Here is a 17677-nt window from a genome sequence, read left to right on the forward strand (position 1 = left end):
GGAATAATAGGAATGACGATCGACGAATGATGAGGAAACGAATAACGAGTAAGGAATGATGAATCGCAAATATGTAATTTAAATGCCTTTCAAAACTTTGTTCTGAAAGGCATTTAAGGTCATTCAAAAAGTTATAAGTGACTGATAATGATTCGTATAGCTTAGCTATACATCATTCTTTATTCGTTACTCGACATTCATCATTCGTAACTCGTCATTCAATATTCCACATTCGATATTCGACATTCCCTTAGTTTGGTCTCAATCTAAACACTGTTCCTGGGTTTTCTATGCTTACGTAGAGGTAACCATCAACACCCATTTCAACATTACGCATACGACCAACATTTACAAGGAGTTTTTCTTGACCTACAATCTTATTGTTTTTGATAATACAACGATTGAGATAATTGAAGCGGAGTGAGCCGACCATTAAGCTGCCCTTCCAAGCAGGGTATTTATCACTACTCACAAAAGCCATTCCAGAAGGTGCGATTGATGGAATCCAGTAGAGTTCAGGTTGCTCCATTCCTTCTTTTTGGCTAATGTTGGTGATTGGTTTACCATCATAATTAATGCCATAAGAAATAACAGGCCAACCAAAATTTGCTCCTTTTTTCGCAATATTTACTTCATCTCCGCCACGTGGGCCATGTTCATGCTCCCAAATTTCACCTGTCTCTTTGTTTAGTGTTAATCCTTGTGGGTTTCTATGACCGAAACTATAAATACTTCCACGGCTTTTTGTGTCATTTACAAAAGGGTTATCTTTAGGAATACTGCCATCATCATAGATACGGTGAATTTTGCCATTGTCATTATCAGTATTTTGTGGAAAAACGGTTTCCATACCACGCTCTCCGACAGTGAAGTATAAATAACCTTGCTTGTCGAAAACGAGTCTTGAACCATAATGATGTTTGGTTTTGGTATAAGGTTGGGCTTCGAATATTTCTTCAACTTCGGTAAACTCATTGCCCGAAATTCGACCTCTTACAATGGCAGTTGTGGTCAATTTTGTGCCATTTTCTTCTTTAAACTTTGAATACGATAAATAAATCCAACCATTATCAGAAAAATTTGGATGAAGTTCAATATCAAGTAGCCCTCCTTGACCTTCAGCTAATGCTTTAGGGGTGTTTTTGATAATAGTTTTGTTACGATTATTATCGACCAAATACAATACACCTGCACGGTCGGTAATTAAATATTGTTCATTAGGTAATTGAGCAAAACCCCAAGGGCTTTCAAATCCTGTAGCAATTGTATCTAAAGAAACAGTTATACCTGAAGATTTGAAAATATTTGAGGTTGGCTTATTTGATACTTTATATTGGTCAACATTGGCAATGTTTTTAACAATTAACTCGGCCAATTTATCAATATCTTTAGCATCAATGATTGCTTTCCACGTTGGCATTCCCAAATCTACATAACCATTAGTGATACTTGCAACAATCTCAGCTTTCGACTTACCGTGTTTCCAAGTTCTATCAACAAAAGCTTCTACTTTTTCACCATGACAGCTTGAACAATATTGTGTATAAATTTTTTCTGTTTTAGGGTCTGAAATAGATGGGGTTTTTGAATTATTCGTAGGAATAAAATTCAAATATAAAATGCTACTTATAATTAGCAGTGGTAGTAGTTTTTTAGCCATTTTATAATGAGTTTGGTTAGGGTAATTGGATAATAATGCAATTTACAGCAATATTTTTCTTTAAAAAAGTATCCTAAAAATAAGATAAAATTATTTTAAGATTTCGTAGGTTTTGAAGGAAAATCAGTCGTTGTATGATTAAATAAAAAAGCCTTTCAGCATTTATGCTGAAAGGCTTATAAATCAGAGAAATAATTTTATGGTAAATTCAGTAAAAAACCGATAGTAAAATTAGCATCCCAGTCAAAAATAAATTGATCACAGCCAGTAGCATCTTTGATGGCTTTATAGATATTTACGCCAGCTTTTCCTTTGGCATCATCCATTTTATAATCTTTTGGAGCCTTTAAAATCGTGTATCTTTCTTTGCCTTCACGTACTTGTTTTGCCATAGAAAAAGGCACACCACCTATGATAAAGCAGGTTTTACGCTTCATTGATGGAATTTCAGCACATTTTGTTTTTACATCATTATACACTTTTCCATCATCTGTTCCATCTTGGAAATATTTAGCTCCATACGTTTCAAAGGATGAAACTCCACCATTTTTCCATGAAATTTTAGTATTTCCCGAACCAATGTCTGTTACAAAAGCTTCATCTTCAAAGTCTTGTGGAAGTACACATTTTAAGCCGTAAGCTCCTTCTTGTTCAGGTGTAACAGTATTCACAAAATAGTTTAAAGCCTTTAAGTTTTTAACAATTTTTTGAGTAACTTCAGCTTTAACAGCACCTGAACTCACAACAAAATGAATATCACGTCCACTGACACCAAAGTCAAGCATTTTTCCGATATATTGTTTCAAGCCTGCACGAATATCATCATCTGTTGCCATATTTTCGGTCACTAAACTGTTGCCAAATTCAGCTTTTTCAAGTTTCCAGTTTTTGCTTTTATCAATTCTAACAATAAATGAATTGAAACCACTTGCACCTAACTCAACAACACCTTTTAACTTACCATTGATAGGCTCGGGTGCAACATAACTAAATGAAGAAGAGGTTGATGCACTTGCTTCATTGTCACTTGAAGAACTACTTGATGAGGAACCTGTTGCAGTAGCACTACTTTCGTTTGCTGGGCCTTCTTCTGGAGCTTTCGTGTCTGTTTCTGATTTTTGTTCAGCACTTTTACTCATTAGATTTTTGCCAAAACCAGTGTTTTCGAGGATATACTTTCCGCCAAAAAAGATTGCTCCAAGAATGGCAAGCATGATGAGGAATCTTGCAAAGGGGGTTAATTGATTCATTTTTTTAGTGCGTTCGTCGCCACGATTTATTTGTTGAAAATAAAAACTAAATTTTGAAAACAAATTAACGGATAATAAGAGGAAATACCCAAGAAAAGAATGATAAAAGGTGAAAAAACTCTTTATCAACGTTTATTTTGTTTATGACAGAAAATCAACCTTTGCCTCTTATTTTACGTACCTATAAAAAAATCTTGATAAGTTTACAGCGTTTATTCTTGATTCATCGTCTTGGTAAATGTACAGTAAACATAACAGATTTTAAGTTATATAATCGTACTTAATAAACTTATTTATGCGTTACGTAAGACAAATAACCCAAGACCAAGCTGATTATTTGAGAGACATTGCCCGCCGTAGTCGTAACTATCGGGAGCGGGAGAGAGCAAAAGCTATTTTGTTGAGCTATAAAGGCTATAATGTAACCGTTTTATCTGATATTTTTGAAGTCAGTCGTGGAACAATCACTAACTGGCTTGATGCGTGGGAAGCTCGTGGACTTGGTGGATTGAAAGATTTACCAAAGCAATTAAATGAGACATCATTGAAACCTTCGTTGAGCAACAAAGCAATCTCGACGAAATCGTTGATATATAACTAAAACTTTTGAAACAAATCTACTTTAAATTAGCAGGAAAGTTTGTCGCTTATAGTGGCAAACTTTTTTTTGTTTTGTATGTTTGTAACACAACTTTCTAAGTTGTGGCATTGTCAGCATCATTATGATTGCCAATTTTCAAGCATCAAGCAATGAAACCAGATTTTTCAAAAATATCACTAAATTCGGCAGTCGGTAGTCGACAATCGACTATTAGTAGCGACGAGTCGAGCCTTAAATCTCGAATCTCGAATCCCGAATCTACTTTCCGAACTGCCGAAGGGATAAATGTCAAGCCTCATTTTACGGCTAATGATATTAAAAATGCTGAACATATACACTTTTCTGCGGGAATTCCACCATTTTTGAGAGGGCCATATAGCACGATGTATGTCATGCAACCTTGGACAATTAGGCAATATGCAGGCTTTTCGACCGCCGAAGAATCGAATGCTTTTTATAGAAAAAATTTGGCTGGTGGACAAAAAGGTTTGTCTGTTGCTTTCGACTTGGCGACACATCGAGGTTATGATTCTGACCATCCAAGAGTAACGGGTGACGTTGGAAAAGCTGGTGTTGCCATTGACACGGTCGAAGATATGAAAATTTTATTCGACCAAATTCCTTTAGACGAAATGTCGGTTTCGATGACTATGAATGGTGCAGTTTTACCCATCATGGCATTTTATATTGTAGCTGCCGAAGAGCAAGGCGTTTCGCCAGAAAAACTATCTGGAACGATTCAGAATGATATTTTGAAGGAGTTTATGGTACGAAATACCTACATTTATCCGCCCGAATTTTCGATGCGAATTGTGGGAGATATTTTTGCTTATACGGCCAAAAATATGCCAAAATTCAACTCAATTTCGATTTCTGGTTATCATATTCACGAGGCTGGAGCTCCAGCACATTTAGAATTGGCTTATACTTTGGCCGATGGTTTGGAGTATATTCGCACAGGAATTGCTGCAGGAATGGATATTGATGCTTTTGCTCCAAGACTTTCATTTTTTTGGGGAATTGGCATGAACCATTTCATGGAAATTGCCAAAATGCGTGCAGGGCGTTTGCTTTGGGCAAAAATTGTAAAACAATTTAATCCTAAAAATGATAAATCTTTGGCTTTACGTACCCATTGCCAAACTTCGGGCTGGTCACTTACCGAGCAAGATCCATTCAATAATGTGGCACGAACGACCATTGAAGCCATGTCGGCAGTTTTAGGACATACGCAGTCTTTGCATACGAATTCGTTAGATGAAGCAATGGCTTTACCGACAGATTTTTCAGCAAGAATTGCCCGAAATACGCAATTGTATTTGCAACACGAAACCGAAATTTGTCGAGTTGTTGACCCTTGGGGTGGGTCTTATTATGTTGAATATTTAACCAAAGAATTGGTTGAAAAAGCATGGGCTTTGATTGAAGAAGTAGAAGTTTTGGGTGGAATGACAAAGGCGATTGAAACAGGTTTGCCAAAAATGAGAATCGAAGAAGCAGCGGCAAGAAAACAAGCAAGGATAGATTCGGGCAAAGATATAATTGTGGGAGTCAATAAATTTAGAACGGATGAAGAGACTATTATTGATGTATTAGATATTGATAACCAGGAAGTTAGACGTAAACAAATTGAAAAACTTGAGAGAATCAAGGCGGAAAGAAATATTGAGGAAGTCAATGCAATTTTAGATAAAATAACGGAAGCTTGTAAAAATAGCGAGCAAGCAGAAAATTTATTGGCTTTAGCAATAGATGCTGCCAGAAAACGTGCTACTTTAGGTGAAATTTCGTATGCTATGGAAAAAGTATCAGGGCGACACAAAGCCGTAATTCGCTCAATATCAGGTATTTATCAGGCTGAAGTTTCGGACGATGAGAATTTCAAGCTTGTCAAAGAAATGACTAATCGTTTTGCCGAAATCGAAGGTCGTCGTCCGAGAATTATGGTTGCCAAAATGGGGCAAGACGGTCATGACCGTGGAGCAAAGGTAATTGCAACCAGTTTTGCCGATTTAGGCTTCGATGTGGACATTGGCCCTCTTTTTCAAACTCCCGAAGAAACAGCGAGACAAGCCACCGAAAACGATGTACATATTGTTGGTGCATCAAGCTTGGCGGCTGGGCATAAAACGCTCGTACCACAGTTGATTGAAGAGTTGAAAAAGTTGGGTAGAGAAGATATTATGGTGATTGCAGGAGGGGTAATTCCTGCACAAGATTACCAATATTTATATGATGCAGGTGTAAAAGGTATTTTTGGACCAGGGACAGTTATTTCGGTAGCTGCTCAGAAGATTTTAAAGGAATTGATGGGAGTATAGGTGAATTTATCATTTCAGCCAATTCTTCAAAAGAAAAATATTTGAGCATAGAAAAACCAAAATGCAATTCGACCCAAATAATCCTATAGTAAAACTTTGTGCCGAAGGAATAAATATTGAAGGAGATGCTTCCGAAGCTCTTCAATTATTTCAACGGGCTTGGGATGAAGCTACTAACGATTTTGAAAAATTCATAGCTGCTCATTATGTAGCTCGGCATCAAAAAAGCACCGAAGATAAATTAAATTGGGATAAAATCGCCTTAAATGCTGCAATAAAAGTAGATAATGAAGAGATAAAAGAAAGTTTTCCATCGCTTTATTTGAATATTGGAAAGTGTTATGAAGATTTAAAAGATTTTGAAAATGCAATAGAAAACTATCAATTAGCCTTAACATATACCGACCATTTGCCGAATGATGGTTATGGAAAAATGATTGAATCGGCTATAATAAATGGTTTAGAAAGAGTTGTATAATAATTTTATAATAATATAAAATTGTATAAGCTTGTGATTATCAGTAACTTATGTAGATTTTTTCTTGTGTAAAACCTCACAGGAATTTTATTTCCCAAAAAAATACTTCAAATTTGTCCAATTCTTCAAATGCCAATCGTCATAGTGTTGTAGTTTCAATAATAACAACCATTTAAATCTTAATGCAATGAACGAATTCATGATGATTTTCCGTAATCCTTACATGCCAGAGTTTAAGCCAACATTTGAACAAATGCAAGCCAGTATCAAACAATGGCAAGATTGGATAGGAGGGATTGCCGCACAAGGCAAATTTGTTAGTACAAACCGCCTAAGTTCGATTGATAGCAAAATACTTAAGCCTAATAATGTTGTGACTGACGGCCCCTATGCCGAACTAAAAGAAATTGTGGGTGGAAACATAGTAGTAAAAGCGGACTCAATGGAAGAAGCTTTAAAATTGGCAGAAGGTTGCCCCGTCTTATCAGTTGGCGGGCATGTGGAGTTGAGAAGTATCATAAAAATGTAGTAATTTCACCACAAAACAATCAATATGGCACTACCAAATATTTTTACAAAATCAGTTTCTGATGCGGTTATTCAGAGAATTAATCAGTTGACAGCAAGTACTCAGCCTCAATGGGGAAAAATGAGTGTGGACAAAATGTTGGCTCATTGTAATGTAACTTATGAAATGGTTTATGAAGACATTCACCCAAAACCGAATGCTTTTATGAAATTCGTTTTGAAATTGCTGGTTAAAAATACCGTAGTGAATGAAGTATCTTACAAAAGAAATAGTCAAACTGCCCCTCAATTTCTTATCAAAGATGCCAAAAACTTTGAGCTTGAGAAAAAACGTTTGATTGATTATCTGACTAAAACACAACAATTAGGTGAAAGTTATTTTGATGGAAAAGAATCTCATTCGTTTGGAACTTTAAACAAAACCGAATGGAACAATATGTTTTATAAACATTTAGACCATCATTTGACTCAATTTGGTGTATAAATGCAAAAAAATGAACTCATTCCATATTTATTCAAAACAGAGTATCGAAAAATCATTTCGGTACTCTGTAAATTGTTTGGAATTGTTCATATCGAAATAGCTGAAGATATTGCCAATGATACTTTTTTACTCGCAACCGAAACTTGGAGTTTGAAGGGAATTCCTGATAACCCAACCGCTTGGCTGCATACGGTTGCTCAAAATAAAACCAGAGATTATTTTCGTAGAAATAAGATTTTTACCGAAAAAATTGCTCAGGAAATCAAACATAACCAAGAAGATTTTGAAGAAATAGACATTGATTTATCTCGACAAAATATTGCCGATAGTCAGTTGCAAATGATGTTTACCATTTGTAATCCTGTTATTCCAATAGAGGCTCAGATAGGTTTAGCCTTACGTATTTTGTGCGGATTTGGCATTGAAGAAATTGCTGAAGCATTTTTAAGTAACAAAGAAACCATCAACAAACGATTATTCAGAGCCAAAGAAAAACTCCGAGAAGAAAACATAAAAGTCGAACTTCCTGATGAAGTTGAAATCGACAAAAGATTAGAGGCTGTTTTGACCACCATTTATTTGTTGTTCAATGAAGGCTATTACTCTTCTACTCAAAACCAAAACCTTCGCAAAGAGCTTTGCCTCGAAGCCATGCGGCTCAATTATTTATTGCTCGAAAATAGCAAAACCAACAAACCACGTGTAAATGCTTTATTGTCTTTGATGTGTTTTCACGCTTCTCGATTTGAGGCAAGATTTACCGATAGTGGAGAGTATATTTTGTATGAAAATCAAAACAGAGATTTATGGAATGATGATTTGATTGAAAAAGGTAACTATTTCTTAATTGAAAGTGCCAAAGGACAAGAAATTTCAAAGTATCATTTGGAAGCCTCAATTGCTTATTGGCATTGTACCAAAGTTGAAACGCCTAATAAATGGGAAAATATTTTACAACTTTATAATAGGCTGCTTCAAATAGAATATTCTCCCATTGCAGCCTTGAATAGAACTTATGCTCTGGCAAAAACAAGCGGAAAGCAAGAAGCAATCAAAGAAGCCTTGAAGTTAAATCTCTCAGATAATCATTTATACCATTCACTTTTAGCCGAACTCTTCACCGATTTAGATAATGATATCGCTCTAAATCATTTAAAAACTGCTATGAAACTTTCAAAAACTGAGGTTGATAAGGCTGTAATTTCAAAAAAAATGCAAAATTTAATTTAAACTCTGTCTTTCTTTCCGATAAACCATCGGAGTGGTGTGCATTACTTCTTTAAAAACTCTATTGAAAAAAGATTGATTGCTGTAGCCCGATTCATAGGCGATGAATTCGATGCTTTTATCAGAAAATGACAATGATTTGCAAGCTTGTGTGATGCGATATTCATTGAGAACTTGCTTGAAAGTTTTTTGTGTATGTTTCTGAAAAAATCGACAAAAAGAAGAATCAGTTAAATGCAATAAATCAGCGACAGTTTGACTGCTGATATTTTCGGCAAAATGATGAGAAATATACTCAAAAACCTTTTCGATTCGTTCGGCTTGTTGGGAGTTAATATTTCCAGAAACTACCCCTAAAACTTCATAATTTGCCCTTGAAAGTTCATCTAACACTTCTATAAAAGTTAGCCATTTTTTGAGTGAATGACTTTGTGGTAATGATTCAAATTTATTTCTAAAAATTGCTTCATTGGCAGAGAGTGGAAGTACAATGCCTTCTTTAGCGAATTTTACTAATTGATTTACTTTTTCAAATTCTGGAAATTGGGTCAATAAAATATTCAATTGTTCTGGCGTAATCTGCAATACATATTCTTCATAATGCTCGCTTTCAAAGCCCAAATCAAAGCTTTTATGCGGAATATTTGAATTGAGTAAAATCACTACGCCATCTTCATAAGCGTATTCTTTATTGCCAATGTATAATTGGCCTTTGCCATGCGGTACACAGACCAATTCTATCTCAGGATGAAAATGCCATGATTTCATCGAACAAGTGCGAGTATGTATATTATGATACACCCGCAACGATAATCCTTGTGTGGGTTGAACTACCTCTAAAAAAGGTTTTTTAGCCTTCATTTGCTGCTAAATATGATTTTATATCAAAATTAAGACAATTTGATGTTAAAAATAGCCAAATAAAGAAAATTTTACCATAATTTATTCTTCTAATTTTGTAACAAATATTTTATGATTATGAATAATACATCTTTGCTTACCAATCGAATCGCAGTTTCGACTTTCTTTTTTGTCAATGGATTTTTATATGCTAATTGGACTTCTCGCTTGCCTGAATTACAGCGATTTTTTGGTATAAATAATGCTCAGTTGGGTTCGGTATTGTTTTGTATTGCTCTCGGTTCGATAGTTTCGATGCCATTGGCAGGCTGGCTGGGCAGCAAATTCGGTTCTGATTCGATTGTAAAAGTGACCGCATTATTGTTTTGTGTGGCTATTCCACTGGTGGCCATTTCGCAGAACGAATGGATAATTCGACTTTGTTTTTTCTTTCTCGGAGCAGCCTCAGGCTCGATGGATGTAACGATGAATGGACAAGCAGTTTTAGTCGAACGTCTTTGGGGAAAAGTAATTTTTTCATCGTTTCATGCGGTTTTTAGCATTGGAATGGCAATCGGAGCTGCTGTTGGTGGAGTTTTTTCCAGTTTTCAAGTGCCGTTGCAATCGCATTTAATTATAATAAGTATTTCGGGCGTTTTGCTTTCTATTTGGGCTTCTACAAAATTGATAAAAGATACACCTACTGCCAATGAAACAATAGTTTCTGAAGGTAAAACTGACAAACTTTTAGCTCTAAAAACAATTTTGCCTTTCGGAATCATTGCTTTTTGCTGCATGACGGGCGAAGGTTCAATGGTTGACTGGTCAGCTATTTTTATGAATAAAGTGGTCGGACAAAGTGAAGTGTTAAGTGCGTGGGCGTTTGGCACTTTTGGTGTATCCATGACTATTGGACGAGTATTTGGTGATTATTTTACGCTAAAACTTGGCAAACAAAAATTGATGCTGATTGATGCCTTGTTATCAATTGCAGGTTTGGGAATTGCCCTTGCTTTTGTCTCGGTTTGGAGTACTTTTGTTGGATTTTTTTTAGTTGGTTTGGGGCTTTCTACGATTGTACCGATTGTATTCTCTTCGGCAGGAAATCTTAAAAATATCAGTCCATCGGCAGGGATTTCGATGGCTACTTCTATTGGTTATACTGGCTTCTTTATTGGCCCACCAACGATTGGGTATTTGGCCGAAGAGTTTGGTTTGAGATTTGGATTGGGGTTTGTTCTATTTTTGTTTGTGCTGATGGCTGGAATTTTGGTTTTATTAAGCAAAAAACAGTAATTTAAAGATGAGTTTATACTTATGTGTCGATTGCCAATACGCTTTTTTCATCTTAGCAGGCTTTATCGGTAGCATCCTTTGGTTGGTTTGGTTGATAATTGTTGGCGTAAAAATTATACAAAATCGAGGCAATCATTTGGTGTGATTGTCTCGGTTTATCACTAAAATTCAATAGAGAAAATAGTCCACCTACTTGCGTTCATTGTCCATTTCATAGGGTTCATTGCTGCTATACCTTTGCATTATCAATTTCGATAACATTAATTAAAGTTTTTAGATAATGCAAAATCAATTTTTAGTTCCAACAAGAGAACAAGTCGCACCAGCCAATCAAGTAATTTTCGATAACTTACAAAAAGCATTAGGGTTTGTACCTAATTTATATGCAACCATTGCTTATTCAGATAATGGTTTAGCAAGGTTTTTAGCGTATCAAAATGCTAAAACTTCTTTGTCGAACAAAGAAAAAGAAGCAGTTAATCTCATAGTTAGTCAAGTTAATGGCTGTGTATATTGCCAAAGTGCTCATTTGGTTTTAGGTAAAATGAATGGGTTTTCTGATGAACAATTACTCGATATTAGAAAAGGAAAGTCAGCAGATGCAAAACTAAATTCATTGGTGCAATTGGCTGCTGATATTACCCAAAATAGAGGAAACTCAAACGATGCTTTGGTGACGGAGTTTTTTGCACAAGGTTATACTAAAGAAAACTTAATAGATTTGATACTTCAAATAAGCGATAAAACAGCAATGAATTATCTACATAATCTTACTAAAGTTCCAGTAGATTTTCCTTTAGCTCCAGCATTGTAATTTTTCAGAAATGAGTTGATTGCAACAATTGACTCATTTTCTCCACCCAAAATCGAAACGAAAATGAATATTGAACAAAAACACCCGCTACCACCATTTACGATGGAAACAGCTTTACAAAAAGTGAAATTGGCAGAAGATGCTTGGAATAGCCAAGACCCAGAAAGGATTTCAAAGGCTTATAGTGTTGATACTGAGTGGAGAAATAGAACGGAATTCATTAATGGAAGACATGAAGTTGTTGCTTTTTTACAAAAAAAATGGCAAAAAGAGTTGAATTATAAACTCAAAAAAGAGTTATGGGGCTTTCGTGAGAATCGCATGGCTGTTCGATTTGAGTATGAATATCAAGATGTTGATGGTCAATGGTTTAGGGCTTATGGTAACGAAAATTGGGAGTTTGATGAAAACGGTTTAATGCGGAAGCGTTATGCAAGTATCAATGACTTGGCAATAAATGAATCAGATAGAAAATTATAAAATTAATTATTATGAAAAATCAAATAGAAAAATCGGTCAATGTAGATTTGTCACTGATTGCAGACGAAACTACAAAAAGTAGTCAAAATGTAGAAACTGAGGAGGAAGTATATATTTATGATGAATGTGGGGATACACTTTGGGATAAAGTATTAGCTCAAGAAGAACAAAAGTCAGTCAAAAAATAACAGAAAAGTCATGGCAAAGAACTTCGCAGAAATAGGTTTTAGTAAATCATCGAAAGATTTACAAGAAAAGTACGGAAGTAGGGCAAGTTATGAACGTATGGAAAGAATAACTTTTCGTAATTCATTAACTCCAAACGAAATAGCTTTTATTTCAAATCGAGATAGCTTTTATATATCAACGGTTGGAGAGAATGGCTTTCCTTATATTCAGCATCGAGGTGGGCCAAAGGGCTTTTTGAAAGTTTTGGATGAAAAACGCTTAGGATTTATTGATTTTAAAGGAAATATGCAATATATTTCTGTTGGAAATTTGGCGACCAATAATAAAGTTTGTTTGTTTTTGATGGATTATCCTGCAAAAACAAGACTGAAAATTTATGCAACAACTGAAATTATTGAACTTAAAGAAAATCCTGAATTATATGAATTGCTTAATTTAGAAACCTATCAATTTCGACCTGAACGTATGATGGTTTTTCATATTGAGGCGTTTGACTGGAATTGTCCACAACACATCACACCACGCTATACACTGGATGAAATTGATACTTTTTTAGCTCCGCAAAGAGAATATATCTCAAAACTTGAAGCAGAAATAAAAGCTTTGAAAGTACAGTTAACAGCTAATAATTCTTAGAATACTGAAGTTTTACGCAAAAAAATAATGACTAATCAAAACTCTTTTACTTTAATCAATCCCCAAAATGGTAATCTTGCATTTAAATTGTTTTCGTTTGAAGGAAATAACCATTTTGACCAGATACAACGACTTAATTATTTCTCGTTGATTTGGATTAAGGAAGGGACTGGAAAGGTAAAATCAGATTTTTCGGAATATAGTTTTGAAAAAAACACTTTATTTTCTTTCGCACCGTACCAACCTTTTATGTTTTCCAATGTCGAAAATATAGAGGGTATCACTATTCATTTCCATGCTGATTTTTTTTGTATTCATAAACACCAACAAGAAATAGCTACGAATGGTATTTTATATAACAATGTTTATAGTCCACCGTTTGTGTTGGTTGATGATGAATCAAAAAAAATATTTGAGATGGTTTTGGAGCAGGTGAAAACCGAAATGCAAAATTTGGCTTTGGCACAATATGAACTTTTGGTTTCATATTTGAAAATATTTTTGATAACAGCTACAAGACTGAAAGTTAAGCAACAAACACAAATACAAGATAATCTTTCAAATAGCAAAGAACCATTTATTCTTCAAAATTTAAAGAATTTTATTGAAATACATTTTAAATTGAAACATTCGGCGAGAGACTATGCTGATTTATTGAATATTACTCCCAAAGCTTTGGCAAAAATTACTAAAATACACTTTAATAAAACGCTAACTGACTTAATTTCAGAACGAATTATCATTGAAGCAAAACGAGAATTGTATTTAACAAACAAACCAATCAAAGAAATCGCCTACGAATTGGGCTATGAAGATGAACATTATTTTAGCCGATTTTTCAAAAATAATGCTGATGTATCGCCACAAACATATCGAGATACGGTGGGTTTTGCCCGTGCGTTAGCTTAATCTTTTCTCGAAATTTCCATTTATCTTTTACCCTCTTTCAAATAAATTTAGCACTTTTGCTATATCCTTTTGTTCAATAATTAAATTTAAATTTTCGGCTTCGATAATTCCTTTTTGCTGAAGATTTAATAAAGTTCGGTTGAGGCTACGAACAGTAATCCCCAAATAATCGGCTAAATCTTGTTTGTTAAGTTTAAGCGGCTGCACCGAAAAAAGGTAGATAAGTTTCAGGATTGAATATTCTAAAGGATAGTTTTGCTGATAGGATGCCCTGCTCGCAGTTTGTGCTACTCGTGTGGCGAGTTCTTTTAAAATTAGATAATTTAAGTTCCAATTTGATTGTAGAAGCTCAATAAAATACTGATTCGGAATCTTGAAAACTTCAATATCAGTCAATGTTTCGACATTCGTAAGACTTTGGCTATTATTGAAAATTTCTAATTCACCAATAATTTCTCCTTCACCTAAAAATTCAAGAATATAATCTTTACCATTGTTTTCGGTGATAAAACATTTTACAATCCCGCTTTTGATGATATATAAGTTGCTGATATTTTCACCTTGTACAATAATTCTTTCTTTTTGAGGTAGTTTTTTTTCAGAAATAAAGCTCGTTGAATGGCTCAGCTGAGAAATATACGCTAATAATTCTTGATTGTATCTTATCATTTTCTACTCTTCGAGACAAATGTCCTTTTCTATGGCAAATGTAATCTGCATTTTTGCCAAATTAAACAATACTTGTCATTGTTTTGGTCATGTTTTCGGGAAAATTAATAATTTCCCTCTATGTTTTATCAATGAAGAATACAGATTATTCAAAATTACCAAAAGTAGAATTGCATTTGCATTTAGATTGTTGTTTGAGTTTTGACGTAGTTCATAAAATTGACCCAACGATTAATTATCAAACATATAGAGCATCATTTATAGCACCTGCAAAATGCACCGATTTAGCCGATTATATCACTCGTGCCGTCAGTGGTTGTAATCTGATGCAAACCAGTGAGCAACTAAGATTAGTTACACTTGATTTATTTGACCAACTGAAAAACGATTTTGTAATTTATGCTGAAATTCGTTTCGCTCCACTTTTGCATACATTCAAAGGTTTGACACCAACTGAGGTTGTTTCAATAGTCAATGAAGCAATAAATGAAGGCATTGAACAAACAGGTGTAGAAGCTGGACTGATTTTATGCACTTTGCGTCATTTTTCAGAGGTTCAAAGCATGGAAACAGTGAAATTAGTTGAGCAATTTAAGGGTACAAATGTTATTGGGTTTGATATAGCAGCTGACGAAGCTGGATTTCCGATTGACAATCATTTGAAAGCTTTTGCGTATGCTAAAGAGAAGAATTTGCACGTAACTGCTCATGCTGGCGAAGCAAAAGGTGCTGAAAGTGTGTGGAAAACACTGAAAAATTTTCATCCAAGCCGCATTGGGCATGGTGTTAGAAGTACAGAAGATACTAATTTATTGGAATTTCTGAAACAAGAAAATATTCATCTCGAAGTTTGTCCAACCAGTAATGTGCAAACCAATGTGGTTGATAAAATAGAAAATCATCCTGTGGATAAAATCTATAAAAGTGGCGTTTCAATGAGTATCAACACCGATGCCCGAACGATTTCGAATGTTGATTTAAGGCAAGAATACGAAACTTTAGAGAAATATTTTAACTGGCAAAAAGAACAGTTTTTAAAATGTAATCTCGAAGCTATTAGACACGCTTTTATTTCATCAGAGAAAAAAGCTATTTTAATCAAAAAAATAGAAATGATGTGGAGCGAACATTCTGTTCGCTAATAATAATTTTAACAATTGTTATACAATACAAAAACCAATGAACATTAAAGTAATTGCATTTGATGCTGATGACACCCTTTGGGTAAATGAACCCTATTTTTTGGAAACAGAAAATAAATTTTGTGCCTTGCTTGAAGATTATTTGCCACATCATACTATTTCGCAAGAACTCTTCAAAACTCAATTACAGAATTTGCCGCTCTATGGATATGGTGTAAAATGTTTTACACTATGTATGATAGAAACTGCTCTCCGAATTACAGATAATACGCTGAATGTGAGCGTTTTAGAGAAAATCATTGAAAATGGAAAGGCACTTTTAGAAAAACCAATCGAACTGTTGGAGGGAGTTGAGGAGACTTTGCAAGCTCTTTCATCAAAATGTCGAATTGTGGTAGCTACGAAAGGCGATTTACTCGACCAAGAACGTAAACTCAAAAAATCTGGTATTGAGCATTATTTTCATCATATCGAAATTATGAGTGAAAAGAAAACGCCTGATTATGAGAAACTTATCAAACATTTGGACATTAAGCCTGAAGAGTTTTTGATGATTGGTAATTCCATCAAATCTGATGTTTTACCTGTGTTAGCTCTTGGTGGGCATGGAGTACATGTACCCTATCATACCACTTGGGCTTATGAACAAGTTGAACATAATATTGATAGTCCGAATTTCAAGAAAGTAGAAGCCATTAATGAGATTTTGCCGTTTTTGTTGGGGTAGTTTTTTTAAATGCCATCGGTTTTAACCGACGGCATTTAAAATGATAGAGATTTATCTCACAAATTGCCACTTGCTTTTTTGTATCTCACACTTGCTACCAAAAAGTTATATATACTGCTAAGGTATTGATTTTCAGCGTTTTGTAATGAATATTCAGAATTTTTTAAATCGGAAATGATGATTACACCTTTCTCAAATCTGAATTTATCAGTTTCTAAAATCTGTTGTGCGAGCGTGATGTTTTTCTTCGCCTCTTCCAAATTCAATTTAGATTGTTGTAAAGTATTCCAAGTACTTTTCGATTCGTAATTGAAATCATTTTTTAAACGCTCCATATTTAGCTGATTAATTTTCTGACGAACCAAAAAATCTTGCATCGAAAGTTTAGCCTGCTTTCCATCAAAAATTGAAATATTGGCACGAATGCCTAAATAATTTGATAAAAACCAAGTTTTATTTGCAAATGGATTGAAAGTATCAGAAATCTGAAATGCAGAATAATTTCCATAAGCGGATACTGTTGGTAAATTACGAATTTTTTGTTTCTGACCATTCAATTCATTCAATCGAAGGTTCAGTTCCTCTGCTTTTACTTCTGTTCTTTTTTCTGTATTGAATTGATTCTCAATAATTTGTGAGTAATTCAAGATAGACGTAAGGTCTTCGGCTGGCTCAAGCTTATCGCCAGTATTGAGTTGATATTGTAGTGTGACTAAGCTCAATTCATAATCTTGAACATTTTTGGTTTGAGTCAATTTCGCATTACTTACATCGAGTGTAAATTTATCTAAATCATTTTTTAGAATAGTACCTTGTTCAAATTTTACTTGTGCCGCATCTAAGTAAGCGTTGGCACGCTGCAAAGCAATTTCAGATAAACGCAGTTTTTCTTTATTGAAAACTGCCGAAAAATAGGCTTCAGTAATGCTTTGTTTGAGATTGAGTTTTTGTTGTTCAAGTGTATTTTTTTGAGCTTCAGTTTGTGTATCATTCACCAAACGGTCGATTTTTTTATTGGCATCATACACTTTCTGCTCGGCTTGTAAAGCAAAGGTATTATTGAACGGACGGCCTAAACGCACAATCGTTTGTGACTCGCTCGAACCTGGTAATGCAAAAGGTAAAACCGTAGTTTGGAGTTGTGTATTCCATCTTACATCACCGCTTGCACTGACTTGTGGTAGCCATTTTGCTTTGATTTTATCATTTTCGCTATTGGCAATCTGAATATTCAAGGCTTGGGTCTTTAACTCAATCCGATTTTCGATACCTTTTTGTATTGCCTCGTTGAGCGTTATTTTTTGAGCAAAAACTTCATTTCCTTGCAGCAAAAAAGTGGTATATATAACAATGCCGAAAATTACTTTTTTCATATTTTTCTATATTTTCTCAAATCTAAAAACCTTATTTGAATGAATGATTTTTT

At 34.6% G+C, this 17677-nt stretch carries 21 protein-coding genes; 16 read left to right on the top strand and 5 right to left on the bottom strand.

Annotated features, from left to right (window positions below):
• Positions 1 to 250: 250 nt before the first annotated feature.
• Positions 251 to 1660 (bottom strand): PQQ-dependent sugar dehydrogenase, encoded by a 1410-nt coding sequence (locus ACQUQZ_RS05360; RefSeq protein ID WP_435353741.1) that lies wholly within the window; start codon positions 1658 to 1660, stop codon positions 251 to 253.
• A gap of 197 nt (positions 1661 to 1857) precedes the next feature.
• Positions 1858 to 2910, bottom strand: a complete 1053-nt coding sequence (locus tag ACQUQZ_RS05365) for a hypothetical protein (RefSeq protein WP_435353742.1) — start codon at positions 2908 to 2910, stop codon at positions 1858 to 1860.
• A gap of 143 nt (positions 2911 to 3053) precedes the next feature.
• Here ACQUQZ_RS05365 and ACQUQZ_RS05370 point away from each other — a divergent pair, with 143 nt between their 5' ends.
• The 7 genes from ACQUQZ_RS05370 to ACQUQZ_RS05400 all read left to right on the top strand — a co-directional run bounded on the left by ACQUQZ_RS05370 (position 3054) and on the right by ACQUQZ_RS05400 (position 8552).
• Complete coding sequence (locus ACQUQZ_RS05370; protein ID WP_435353743.1) at positions 3054 to 3194, top strand: hypothetical protein; 141 nt, start codon at positions 3054 to 3056, stop codon at positions 3192 to 3194.
• A gap of 11 nt (positions 3195 to 3205) precedes the next feature.
• A complete protein-coding gene (locus ACQUQZ_RS05375; RefSeq protein WP_435353744.1) occupies positions 3206 to 3511 on the top strand; it encodes a helix-turn-helix domain-containing protein in 306 nt (101 codons plus the stop codon).
• Positions 3512 to 3660: 149 nt separating this feature from the next.
• Positions 3661 to 5832 (top strand): methylmalonyl-CoA mutase, encoded by a 2172-nt coding sequence (gene scpA / locus ACQUQZ_RS05380; protein WP_435353745.1) that lies wholly within the window; start codon positions 3661 to 3663, stop codon positions 5830 to 5832.
• Positions 5833 to 5893: 61 nt separating this feature from the next.
• Complete coding sequence (locus tag ACQUQZ_RS05385) at positions 5894 to 6310, top strand: rRNA adenine methyltransferase (RefSeq protein WP_435353747.1); 417 nt, start codon at positions 5894 to 5896, stop codon at positions 6308 to 6310.
• Between the two features lie 187 nt (positions 6311 to 6497).
• Positions 6498 to 6839: a YciI family protein gene (locus tag ACQUQZ_RS05390; RefSeq protein ID WP_435353748.1), complete on the top strand. Its 342-nt coding sequence runs from the start codon at positions 6498 to 6500 to the stop codon at positions 6837 to 6839.
• Positions 6840 to 6863: 24 nt separating this feature from the next.
• On the top strand, positions 6864 to 7322 hold the full coding sequence (locus tag ACQUQZ_RS05395) for a DUF1569 domain-containing protein (RefSeq protein WP_435353749.1): 459 nt from the start codon (positions 6864 to 6866) through the stop codon (positions 7320 to 7322).
• The gene (locus ACQUQZ_RS05400; protein WP_435353750.1) at positions 7323 to 8552 is read left to right on the top strand and encodes an RNA polymerase sigma factor; all 1230 of its coding nucleotides are present in this window, start codon (positions 7323 to 7325) and stop codon (positions 8550 to 8552) included.
• On the opposite strand, the gene ACQUQZ_RS05405 is transcribed toward ACQUQZ_RS05400, so the two are convergent.
• On the bottom strand, positions 8544 to 9410 hold the full coding sequence (locus tag ACQUQZ_RS05405; protein ID WP_435353751.1) for a helix-turn-helix domain-containing protein: 867 nt from the start codon (positions 9408 to 9410) through the stop codon (positions 8544 to 8546). The two genes, ACQUQZ_RS05400 and ACQUQZ_RS05405, sit on opposite strands and share 9 nt — an antisense overlap.
• 117 nt (positions 9411 to 9527) lie before the next feature.
• Here ACQUQZ_RS05405 and ACQUQZ_RS05410 point away from each other — a divergent pair, with 117 nt between their 5' ends.
• The 7 genes from ACQUQZ_RS05410 to ACQUQZ_RS05440 all read left to right on the top strand — a co-directional run bounded on the left by ACQUQZ_RS05410 (position 9528) and on the right by ACQUQZ_RS05440 (position 13713).
• On the top strand, positions 9528 to 10685 hold the full coding sequence (locus ACQUQZ_RS05410) for an MFS transporter (RefSeq protein WP_435353752.1): 1158 nt from the start codon (positions 9528 to 9530) through the stop codon (positions 10683 to 10685).
• A gap of 7 nt (positions 10686 to 10692) precedes the next feature.
• Positions 10693 to 10830, top strand: coding sequence for a hypothetical protein (locus ACQUQZ_RS05415; protein ID WP_435353753.1), 138 nt, complete (start codon positions 10693 to 10695; stop codon positions 10828 to 10830).
• 135 nt (positions 10831 to 10965) lie between these two features.
• Positions 10966 to 11499 (top strand): carboxymuconolactone decarboxylase family protein, encoded by a 534-nt coding sequence (locus tag ACQUQZ_RS05420; protein ID WP_435353754.1) that lies wholly within the window; start codon positions 10966 to 10968, stop codon positions 11497 to 11499.
• A 63-nt stretch (positions 11500 to 11562) separates the two neighbouring features.
• On the top strand, positions 11563 to 11979 hold the full coding sequence (locus ACQUQZ_RS05425) for a DUF1348 family protein (protein WP_435353755.1): 417 nt from the start codon (positions 11563 to 11565) through the stop codon (positions 11977 to 11979).
• Between the two features lie 11 nt (positions 11980 to 11990).
• The gene (locus tag ACQUQZ_RS05430) at positions 11991 to 12167 is read left to right on the top strand and encodes a hypothetical protein (protein WP_435353756.1); all 177 of its coding nucleotides are present in this window, start codon (positions 11991 to 11993) and stop codon (positions 12165 to 12167) included.
• A 10-nt stretch (positions 12168 to 12177) separates the two neighbouring features.
• Entirely contained in the window at positions 12178 to 12804 is a 627-nt protein-coding gene (locus ACQUQZ_RS05435) for a pyridoxamine 5'-phosphate oxidase family protein (protein WP_435353757.1), read from the top strand.
• Between the two features lie 27 nt (positions 12805 to 12831).
• Complete coding sequence (locus ACQUQZ_RS05440; RefSeq protein WP_435353758.1) at positions 12832 to 13713, top strand: helix-turn-helix domain-containing protein; 882 nt, start codon at positions 12832 to 12834, stop codon at positions 13711 to 13713.
• A gap of 27 nt (positions 13714 to 13740) precedes the next feature.
• Here ACQUQZ_RS05440 and ACQUQZ_RS05445 read toward each other — a convergent pair whose 3' ends face one another.
• On the bottom strand, positions 13741 to 14382 hold the full coding sequence (locus ACQUQZ_RS05445; RefSeq protein ID WP_435353759.1) for a Crp/Fnr family transcriptional regulator: 642 nt from the start codon (positions 14380 to 14382) through the stop codon (positions 13741 to 13743).
• 131 nt (positions 14383 to 14513) lie between these two features.
• Between ACQUQZ_RS05445 and add the strand changes: the two genes are divergently transcribed.
• Together add and ACQUQZ_RS05455 are read left to right on the top strand one after the other, a co-directional pair.
• Entirely contained in the window at positions 14514 to 15524 is a 1011-nt protein-coding gene (add, locus tag ACQUQZ_RS05450) for an adenosine deaminase (protein ID WP_435353761.1), read from the top strand.
• Between the two features lie 37 nt (positions 15525 to 15561).
• Positions 15562 to 16251 (top strand): HAD family hydrolase, encoded by a 690-nt coding sequence (locus ACQUQZ_RS05455; protein WP_435353762.1) that lies wholly within the window; start codon positions 15562 to 15564, stop codon positions 16249 to 16251.
• A gap of 56 nt (positions 16252 to 16307) precedes the next feature.
• Here the strand turns inward: ACQUQZ_RS05455 and ACQUQZ_RS05460 are convergent, their stop codons facing one another.
• A complete protein-coding gene (locus tag ACQUQZ_RS05460) occupies positions 16308 to 17624 on the bottom strand; it encodes a TolC family protein (RefSeq protein WP_435353763.1) in 1317 nt (438 codons plus the stop codon).
• Between the last annotated feature and the right edge of the window lie 53 nt (positions 17625 to 17677).

The sequence above is a fragment of the Emticicia sp. SJ17W-69 genome, assembly GCF_051209875.1.
GTDB lineage: Bacteria > Bacteroidota > Bacteroidia > Cytophagales > Spirosomataceae > Emticicia.